Below are 8,879 nucleotides of genomic sequence, written 5' to 3'. Positions count from 1 at the left end.
TTTACAAATATATTTAAAATGTGCACTTATTATCAAAAAGATCGAAAAATTTATGAAAAATGAGCAAGCATCGGGATATTCAAAAGATTTAAAGTATCATTTGGCCACTTATTCTGTTGGTAAGCTCCTCTCAAAAAATAAAATTAAGGCACAAGATATTCATAATTTTGAAATTGATAAATTAACTGACTCATTTTTATTAGAATGCATAAACGATATAGTAAAAGCAATTCGGTTAGCAGATGCCAATACACCTTTTAATACTATTTTGAAAAGAGCAGAATCAACAGAAACTGTATTAAAGTTGTTAGAATAAATAATAGTTTTCTTCATTTGAATATCCTCTCACTCGTTGGCTTTTCGATAAACATCATCTAATAAAGCCGCAATAATCAATTTTCTTAAATGCTCATTTTGTAAAAAATCACCAATGATTTTTTCATTTCGGCCATGACGAGTAACAAAAGCTGTCATAGCTTCGGCTTCAAATACTGGTTTCACTTGCTCTTTAGTATTTGCTCGCATCTTTTCAGCAAGAGATTCATTGTTTACCATGTCTCCAGCAATTTGATCAAACAACAATCGATCATCTGCTGTCCAATCTGTTCCGTATTTATCATTAAATACTTTAATAACCTCAGACAACGTTGAGTTTTTCTGCTCTTTTCTACTAGCTGTCCCTACTTCGGAAGGGCCATAAACAGGGGCTTTTTCATTAACACTTAAAACAGCACTGCCTTCAAAGGTTTTTTCTAATCGATACGATTCTAAAGCAATTTCTTCATTAAGGTTAATTGAGCCAGCATTGGAGCGATAAGGAAGTTTAGTGAGCAACAATCCCCCATAGGCATATAGCTTATGTAAATCCGGATCGACAAAATCAACAACTTGGCTTAAAAAACTATATAAACGAACAAAGCTTCTTAAGTTATTTTTAAATAATTCGCCCTCTTCGTTATATATTTCCCCTTCTTGGGTATGATCCCGATAGGCGTCTTTATATCGTTTAACGGCTGGATCCACCCATTGGTTATATTTACCATGATCCCCTTTATTTTGTTTTGAGCGATCTTTAAAAAATACTTTTGCAAACTGATCGATATCACTCTGCCAGAGAACAGGTGCTTCTCTAAGTGTCAAATCGAAATTATAAAGAATATTAGGATCTGTCGGTTCATCAACTTCTGTGACCTCATAAAAAGGCATGAATGCTTCTCGAATATCTTCCACGGTATTTTCAAAATCTAAAATAAAAGTGTCTTTCTTACCGCTTGTTGTTCGATTTAATCGTGATAAAGTTTGAACTGCCTTAACATCAGCAAGTTTCTTATCAACAAACATAGTGTGCAATAAAGGCTGATCAAAGCCCGTTTGGTATTTATCTGCAACGATTAAAACGTGATATTCTGGGCTTTCAAATTTTTTAGGTAATTCTTTTTCACTAAAACCATTCATCCCAACTTCTGTATAATTAATTTCCATTAAATCAGGATCATCTACTGTACCAGAGAAAGCAACTATTGTTTTAATATCTTTATAGCCATGTCTAGCAATATAAGCATCAAAAGCTTGTTTATAACGAACAGCATGCAATCGTGAACGAGTAACAACCATTGCTTTTGCTTTGCCACCTATTTTAGGCCGAGTAAATTTTCGAAAATGCTCAATCATAATTTCAGTTTTTTGAGCCAGGTTAGAAGGATGCAAATTGAGATAGGTATTAATCGCTCGCTTGGCTTTTTTCTCATCCACTTCAGGATCTTCAGCAACTGCTTTTGTTAATTTAAAATAGGTCTTGTATGTTGTGTAATATTTCAAAACATCGAGAATAAAACCTTCTTCAATAGCTTGGCGCATTGAGTATAAATGAAATGGCTTTGGCTTACCCTCTGCATCAAGAGTTCCAAACAAGGTTAAGGTTTTATGTTTAGGTGTCGCGGTAAAAGCAAAAAAACTAATATTAGGCTGCTTACCTCGACTCTTAGCATCATCAATTATTAAATCCTCAATACTCGGCTCTTCCTCAACCTTTAAATCTTCTAAAATCGCTGCATCAAAAATAGCAGAATCATGCTCCTCATCACTCTCGCCAGGTTTGCGTGGCACCGAACCAAGCGCCTTTTTTAAATTACCAGTGTGCTTACTTCCTGTAGAAGAATGCGCTTCATCAACAATAACAGCAAAGGTCTTATTAGAAAAATCGTTTACTTTATCCAAAAGGAAACTAAATTTCTGTAAAGTGGTGATTATGATTTTCACCCCCTTATTCAAAGCCTCAGCTAAATCTGAAGCATGCTTACTTTCATCAATTTTTTCAACAACACCTTGCTTATGTTCAATCGCATACACATTGTCTTGTAATTGTTTATCAAGATTACGCCTATCAGAGATCACAATAACTGAGTTAAAAAATGGTTTATCATCCCCGCCATGTAAACTGGCTAATTGATGAGCTGCCCAGCTGATAGTATTTGTTTTACCAGAGCCAGCGGAATGCTGAATTAACCGGCTTAAACCTACTCCGTCAAAACGAGTCACCTGCGTTAATTGCCTAACAGCATCCAATTGATGATAACGAGGAAAAATAATTGCTTCACGAATATTAACCGTTCCTGTTTCAGGATCCTTTTCTTCCTTCTTTTGTAAGTGAATAAATCGATGGACTATGTCTAACCAACTGTCACGCTGCCAGATTTTTTCCCATAAGTAGCCAGTTTTGTAGCCTGTAGCATAGTTATGATCAATGGGATTTCCTTTACCACCATGATCACCAGTGTTAAAAGGCAGGAAATAGGTTTTGTCTCCCATTAGCCTTGTGGTCATGTAAGCTTCATCAGTATCCACTGCGAAATGAACCAAGGCTCGCTTTTTAAATTGGATTAATGGTGTCTTGAGCGTTGGGATTCGATCTTCTTTGTATTGTTTAACCGAATGAACCCAACTTTGATTAGTAAATTGATTTTTCAATTCAACGGTAGCAATAGGCAGCCCGTTAATAAAGAGTACCATATCAATGCTATCATTACCGTCCAAACTGAAATAAACCTGACGCATAACAGTTAAGCGATTCTGTTGATAGAGCCATTCTGTTTCTGGATTTAGGGAGGTCGCTGGCTTGAAATAAGCAAGACGCACCAATTGCCCACGATCACGCACTCCTTGCCTGATAACATCTAATAGACCGCGTTGATCACATTCTTTTGCTATACGCCTGACAATCAAATCATCTACTTGGCTCCCATAGCTAGAAGCTAATGCAGCATACACAGATTTTTGGGTTGATTTAATAAAATCAATTAATACCGCTGTATCAAATGCAAGTTCAGTATTAAATACTTTATTAGAACGAGATTCGTAGCCGGAATGAGTAATTAACCAATCTTCAATCGCGTCTTCAAAGTTTTTTTCTTGCGTTGGGCGTGTGCTCATTAAGATCCTTAGATGTGATGTTTCTCACGTCAACTTTTCCCGTTACTGCTGCTGAAATTAGAGCTGTACGACGTTCGTTTAAAAGAAAAGTTAATTCCTTACCATAGAAAATCAATTTATCTATTTTGTTGCATTGTTTTTCTATATGTTCAACAATTTCATTTTGCTCTTCATTTGGGGGAATTATAAACTCAAGTTTTTTTAGCTCCTCAAAAGTTAAAGATTGCCTAACACCAGCTCCCATACCATAAAACCCTTTCTGTATATCAAAAGCATGAAGGAAAAAATAAAAATATTTTTCATTAAAAATTAATTGGGATTTTTTTTCTAAACCAATATAAGCAGAGGTAATTATCCCGGTTTCGTTAACATATCCGGTTCTAAGGCTTTTCTTATCATTTTGCAAATCTGTTAGCCTTAATATAATATTTCCTCTATTAACAATTTGATAAGTATTGAAGTTCTCAGGAAGAAGACCGTGTGAAGTATTAATATCTTTTCTTACTATTTTTCCATAGCTTAATGATAATAAGTTTATATTTTTCAGCTGAGTGTTTTTAGTTTTATTATTTATAAATAAGTTAGAAAGTAAATTTATTTTCCAATGCTCAGGCACATCTCCTACCCATTTAACTCCACTGTCTTTCATTTTGACATTAGGATTTAAACCTTTAGTGGCAATATGCGAAATCACAGCTTGGCGTTTTTCCTCAAGCAATTGAATTAATCTTTTTTGCTTTTCAATTAATATATTTATTTTAGCCGTTTCTTTATCAAGAAAATCTGTTATTTTTCGTTGTTCCTCTATTGAAATCTCAGGAAATTCTATATTTACTAGAAACTCACTAGGGATTCTCTTAAGGCCACCAGCACCAGTCATATGTTCTTTTGCAAATTGAATGAATTGTTCATTTTGTACATAATAGAACAAAAAGCGAGTATGAATCTTGTGATTAGGCCGAATAACATAGATCTCACTTGAGCCAAATCCAATACCATTTTTTAACTCATTTGCTACAGCAATATTTCTATTCTCAAAGCAAGGAGTAACTTTAGCCAATAATAAATCGCCATCTTTAAAATAGGTATATCCATCATAAACAGACTCTATAACCCTCTCGTCATCAATAGCTAAATAATCTGTTTTTAAGCTTTCCATTGGAATAAAACTACATTTAACCAGTTTCTTGTGAATTACCTCACTCTTAGAGGGATTCAACGCTACGTTTCTTTTTAATGAAGTCATTTTCCAAAATAAAGGTATTTCACCCAACCATTCTATACCACTATCTTTATATTGCTTATATGCTGAATACCTCATACATGCACCTCTTGCAAAAGTTGCATAATTTCAACACTAACTTTATCTAAATCTGCATCAATTTCCTCTAAAGACCGAGACGGTACATATTTATAAAAATGACGGTTAAATGGGATCTCATATCCCACCTTTGTTTTGCTTTGATCAATCCAAGCATCAGGAACATGAGGAATGATTTCGCGTTGAAAATAAGCCTCAATATCCTCTTTCAAGGGTACATTTTCATAATCACGTAAATCGGCATCTGATTCTTGATTACCCTTACTATCTTTACAAATTTCCGCATGCTCATCTCGTTCACTTAAAGCTTGCCAAATAGTTTTAAGTAATGGGCCTTTAATATCAACAGTATGCTCTTTGAATGCCGTTTTTAAGGCGTTTAAGAATATCTCTCGATTTCCCCAAATGTGCTCATCATCCAATGTTTTAATAACTTGAATAATTGCTGTCCGTTGCGCTTCTTTAAGTTTTAAAAAGGCTGCTTCAGCCTGAAGCTTCTCAAGCCGCTCAGATGTTACTGCAAAATTTAACCGTAAAGGTCTCTCAACAGTAATTCGTGAATAGCCAAAATCCTCATTATTAAAAATCTTAACCTGATCATTCTCTTCAAAATCACCAAACCACTGAGTAATAGTTTTTATATGATCTTCACTAATCTGCTTACGTTTAGACCCTAAGCTTTTACGCATGGGGACACTCATATCCATGGCATTAATAAGTTGTATTTTACCTCGTCGCTCTGCTTTTTTCTTATTGGTGATAATCCAGATATAAGTTGCAATTCCTGTGTTATAAAACATATCTGTAGGCAATGCGACAATCGCCTCTAACCAATCATTTTCAATAATCCATCTTCGGATCTCTGATTCACCAGATCCCGCACTTCCCGTAAACAAAGGAGAACCGTTCAACACAACTGCAATTCGTGATACCTGCGCTCCATCATTACTCAGTTTATTCATTTTTGAAATCATATGCTGAACGAATAACAATGAACCATCGCTAACTCTTGGCAGACCTGCGCCAAAACGACCGTCATAACCTAAATCGCTCGCTTCCTCTTTAATTTTACTTTCTACTTTTTTCCACTCAACACCAAAGGGAGGGTTCGAAAGCATGTAATCAAAGGATTCATGAGGCAAACCATCCTCTGTAAAACTATTTCCATATTTAATATTTTTGGGATTTTGACCTTTAATCATCATATCTGATTTACAAACTGCAAAACTCTCGCCATTCAGCTCTTGGCCGTACAACTCAAGATGAGCATGAGGATTAAGTTCTTTAAGATATTGTTCTGCAATACTTAGCATACCACCTGTACCACAAGCTGGGTCATATAAGCGTCGAATCACTCCTTTCTGATTCAATGCATTGTGATCTTCTTGAAATAATAAATTAACCATCAATTTGATAACTTCACGCGGGGTAAAATGCTCCCCCGCGGTTTCATTTGATTGCTCTGAAAAACGCCGAATTAACTCCTCAAATAAATACCCCATGCTGGTGTTATCCAAATTATCGGGATGAAGATCAACTTGGGCAAATCTCTGAACCACTAAATACAATAGATTATCTTTCTCAAGCCGAGCTATTTGTACTGGTAATTCAAATTTTTCAACAAAGATTTCTCTGACATCTTCACTTAATTTATTAATAATGTCATTTAAGTTAGCCGCAATATTTTCAGGTTCATCGAGTAACATTGGAAAAGTGTATTTACTTGTAGTGTAGAATTTATGACCACTTACCAAACCAAGCATGACTTCGGACATAGTGGCATCAATATCTCTTGGTAGACTAGAAACCTTCTCAAGCACTGCTTGTTTCGTGGGCTCCAAAACACAATCTAATCTGCGAAGAATGGTAAATGGCAAAATTACTTTGCCATACTCTGACTGTTTATAATTACCACGTAAAATTTCAGCTATTGACCAAATAAAACCTACAAGTTCAGAATAATTACCCATTTGTTCCCTTCTATTAAAATTTACCTGAATTAAATCAGGATTCGATAAATATAATATTTCAGACTTTTCGAGCCCAAAAGCATGCAGTTATTTCACAAAGTCCGCACCAAGTCAAAAACATAAAATTATTTTATTTCGCCTCACCTATAAATTTTCGAAAATTAATTTCATTATTTTTTCTTGAGCCTCATTAAATTTTCTCTGGGCCAACTCAAGCTTATGCCGTTCATTTTTTAAATCATTTACTTTTAAATTTATTGGAAAGTTAAAATAATCGCTTATTGTTAATTCATTGTGCTTTTCTTTTATTTCATCAAGGGAAACCGACCGATAATAAGGATGAGCTTGATGCTTGCCCTTGATCAAATCAGCTATTAATCGTATTTCTTCTCTATTCAACTCCTTGTTTCGCTTGATATTTGCTCCCATCTGACTAGCGTCTATAAAGTGAACCACTTTCTTATTTACTTTATTTTTATTAAATATCAATAGAACAGTAGGTATGTTTGTGATTTTTAATAAACCTGACGGCAAACCAATAACAGCTTCGATTAAATCAGATTCAAGCAAAAAATCTCTTACCTGACCATCATAACCACCACGAAATAGCCAACCTTGGGGCATTAACAGAATAGCTCGCCCATTCTCATTCAGATGATATAGAGAATGCTGTATCCACAAAGAATCACTTGCTGAAGTCGGAATTTCGATCTTTTCATTCATTTGAATATATTTAGACGTTTTTATCCTTTCAATAAGCTCTGGTGTCAATCGAACTCCCCAAGGAGCGTGAGTCAAAACAACATCAGCCTTAACTGATTTTTTATGTGAAATTAAGCTATTTCCTAATGAATACTCATTATTAATATTTTTTAATAATACAATACATTTACCAATAACCACTGCTCTGGGATTAATATCCTCTAAAACAAGGTTTTTAGCATTTATCTGGCTAGTTAGAGTGCAAAGACCAGCAGCTCCGTCATATATTTTTAATTGACTTACATCCCCGAGGATCTCTTTAATAATATCAACTATCACTTGATCCGTAATTGACTCACCCTCTCCTTTTGAGGCTATTTCTTGAAATGCATAGGTTAATTCATCGGCAAATTTATTGCAGTCACTAATATTATTGACATATCTAATTAGCTTGGCTAAATCATCCGTTGAAATATATTGATTTAACGATAACAAAAGATGCGATTTATCTGACTTATCGATAAATTCATTTTTTTGAAATAGAGTAATGAGAAATTCTTTTTGATCGCCCAAATCAATATCTCGTAGCCTATCAAAATCTTGTGGGCTTTCTTTGAATATCAATGAAAGAAAAACCAACCAGACAAGAATATCATCAATAGGCAATGTGCTTTTACGTATCTCATTCAAAAATAACTGGAATTCTTTGTGATGAGCATCAGATATTTGATGGTGTTTATTTAGGTTCATGCTGCCTCCTGCATTAAATCCAATATTAATGCGTTGGCAGTCCTTTTTTGCTGTTCAGCAAGATCTAAAGTTGCTTGATAAGCCAACTGAGTTGCATAAAAAATTTCACGAATTTTATTCTGAATTTGCAGATTAGGAACTGGAATCTCCATGCTTTTTAGATTGGAAGTAGGTATGTGTTGAATTACCGCACCTTTGCTTAACTTTAATAAATGCTCTCGCCCAATTTCCGAGTTTAAATACGCAGTAATAACTTCACCTTGAACTTGTGCTTTGTTAGGGCGCAAAATTATAAAGTTCGCACTCGCAATTACCCCCGCATCGGCTATGTCTTTTGTTATAAATCCCACTCTAATTGCTGAACCCCGCGCTAAAACAACAACGTCTTCGCTTTCTAGTATATACCGTCCTGTCTTTTGAGAACTCGATAAATACACCTGCTCCATAGAATGTAATGAAATATGACCATTTTGATCGAGATCATTGCCTCTCATAAGATAAAATGGCTGAATATTGGGATTTTCTAAGTTAGTGTATGCGTTACTGCCAGCCCCTGAAATAATTGTTGTTACTTGTTCTAATTTTCTAATCATGGCATTTTCTCTAAAATCGTACTTTAAAAAACATTTCGTAACGAAGTATGAGGATGACTGAATAAAATGTCAATGCTTTTTATGGTACGATTTATAACAATAATTATTATTTAT

Annotated in this window: 6 protein-coding genes; 1 reads left to right on the top strand and 5 read right to left on the bottom strand. The window is 34.7% G+C overall.

The features are described from left to right. On the top strand, window positions 1-316 hold a 316-nt coding region (locus Q0495_RS07485), incomplete at its 5' end, for a hypothetical protein (protein ID WP_298624582.1). 29 nt (window positions 317-345) lie between these two features. Here the strand turns inward: Q0495_RS07485 and Q0495_RS07480 are convergent. From Q0495_RS07480 to Q0495_RS07460, 5 genes are all read right to left on the bottom strand, one after another. Further along, window positions 346-3,267: a type I restriction endonuclease gene (locus tag Q0495_RS07480; RefSeq protein ID WP_298624580.1), complete on the bottom strand. Its 2,922-nt coding sequence runs from the start codon at window positions 3,265-3,267 to the stop codon at window positions 346-348. A 127-nt stretch (window positions 3,268-3,394) separates the two neighbouring features. Continuing rightward, the gene (locus Q0495_RS07475; RefSeq protein WP_298624578.1) at window positions 3,395-4,750 is read right to left on the bottom strand and encodes a restriction endonuclease subunit S; all 1,356 of its coding nucleotides are present in this window, start codon (window positions 4,748-4,750) and stop codon (window positions 3,395-3,397) included. Then, window positions 4,747-6,720 (bottom strand): class I SAM-dependent DNA methyltransferase, encoded by a 1,974-nt coding sequence (locus Q0495_RS07470; protein WP_298624576.1) that lies wholly within the window; start codon window positions 6,718-6,720, stop codon window positions 4,747-4,749. The genes Q0495_RS07475 and Q0495_RS07470 overlap by 4 nt, the downstream gene beginning before the upstream one ends. Before the next feature lie 144 nt (window positions 6,721-6,864). Continuing rightward, entirely contained in the window at window positions 6,865-8,172 is a 1,308-nt protein-coding gene (locus Q0495_RS07465) for an N-6 DNA methylase (protein WP_298624574.1), read from the bottom strand. Then, the gene (locus Q0495_RS07460; protein WP_298624572.1) at window positions 8,169-8,765 is read right to left on the bottom strand and encodes a restriction endonuclease subunit S; all 597 of its coding nucleotides are present in this window, start codon (window positions 8,763-8,765) and stop codon (window positions 8,169-8,171) included. Before Q0495_RS07460 ends, Q0495_RS07465 begins: the two co-directional genes overlap by 4 nt. Between the last annotated feature and the right edge of the window lie 114 nt (window positions 8,766-8,879).

Source organism: uncultured Legionella sp. (assembly GCF_937871865.1).
Taxonomy (GTDB): domain Bacteria; phylum Pseudomonadota; class Gammaproteobacteria; order Legionellales; family Legionellaceae; genus Legionella.
This window is presented reverse-complemented; position numbering and strand designations above follow the sequence as displayed.

Bases quoted from the DNA above. Each gene is read 5' to 3' on its own strand.
- Q0495_RS07475 (WP_298624578.1), bottom strand. From the start codon at position 4,750: ATGAGGTATTCAGCATATAAGCAATATAAAGATAGTGGTATAGAATGG.
- Q0495_RS07465 (WP_298624574.1), bottom strand. From the start codon at position 8,172: ATGAACCTAAATAAACACCATCAAATATCTGATGCTCATCACAAAGAA.
- Q0495_RS07460 (WP_298624572.1), bottom strand. From the start codon at position 8,765: ATGATTAGAAAATTAGAACAAGTAACAACAATTATTTCAGGGGCTGGC.
- Q0495_RS07470 (WP_298624576.1), bottom strand. From the start codon at position 6,720: ATGGGTAATTATTCTGAACTTGTAGGTTTTATTTGGTCAATAGCTGAA.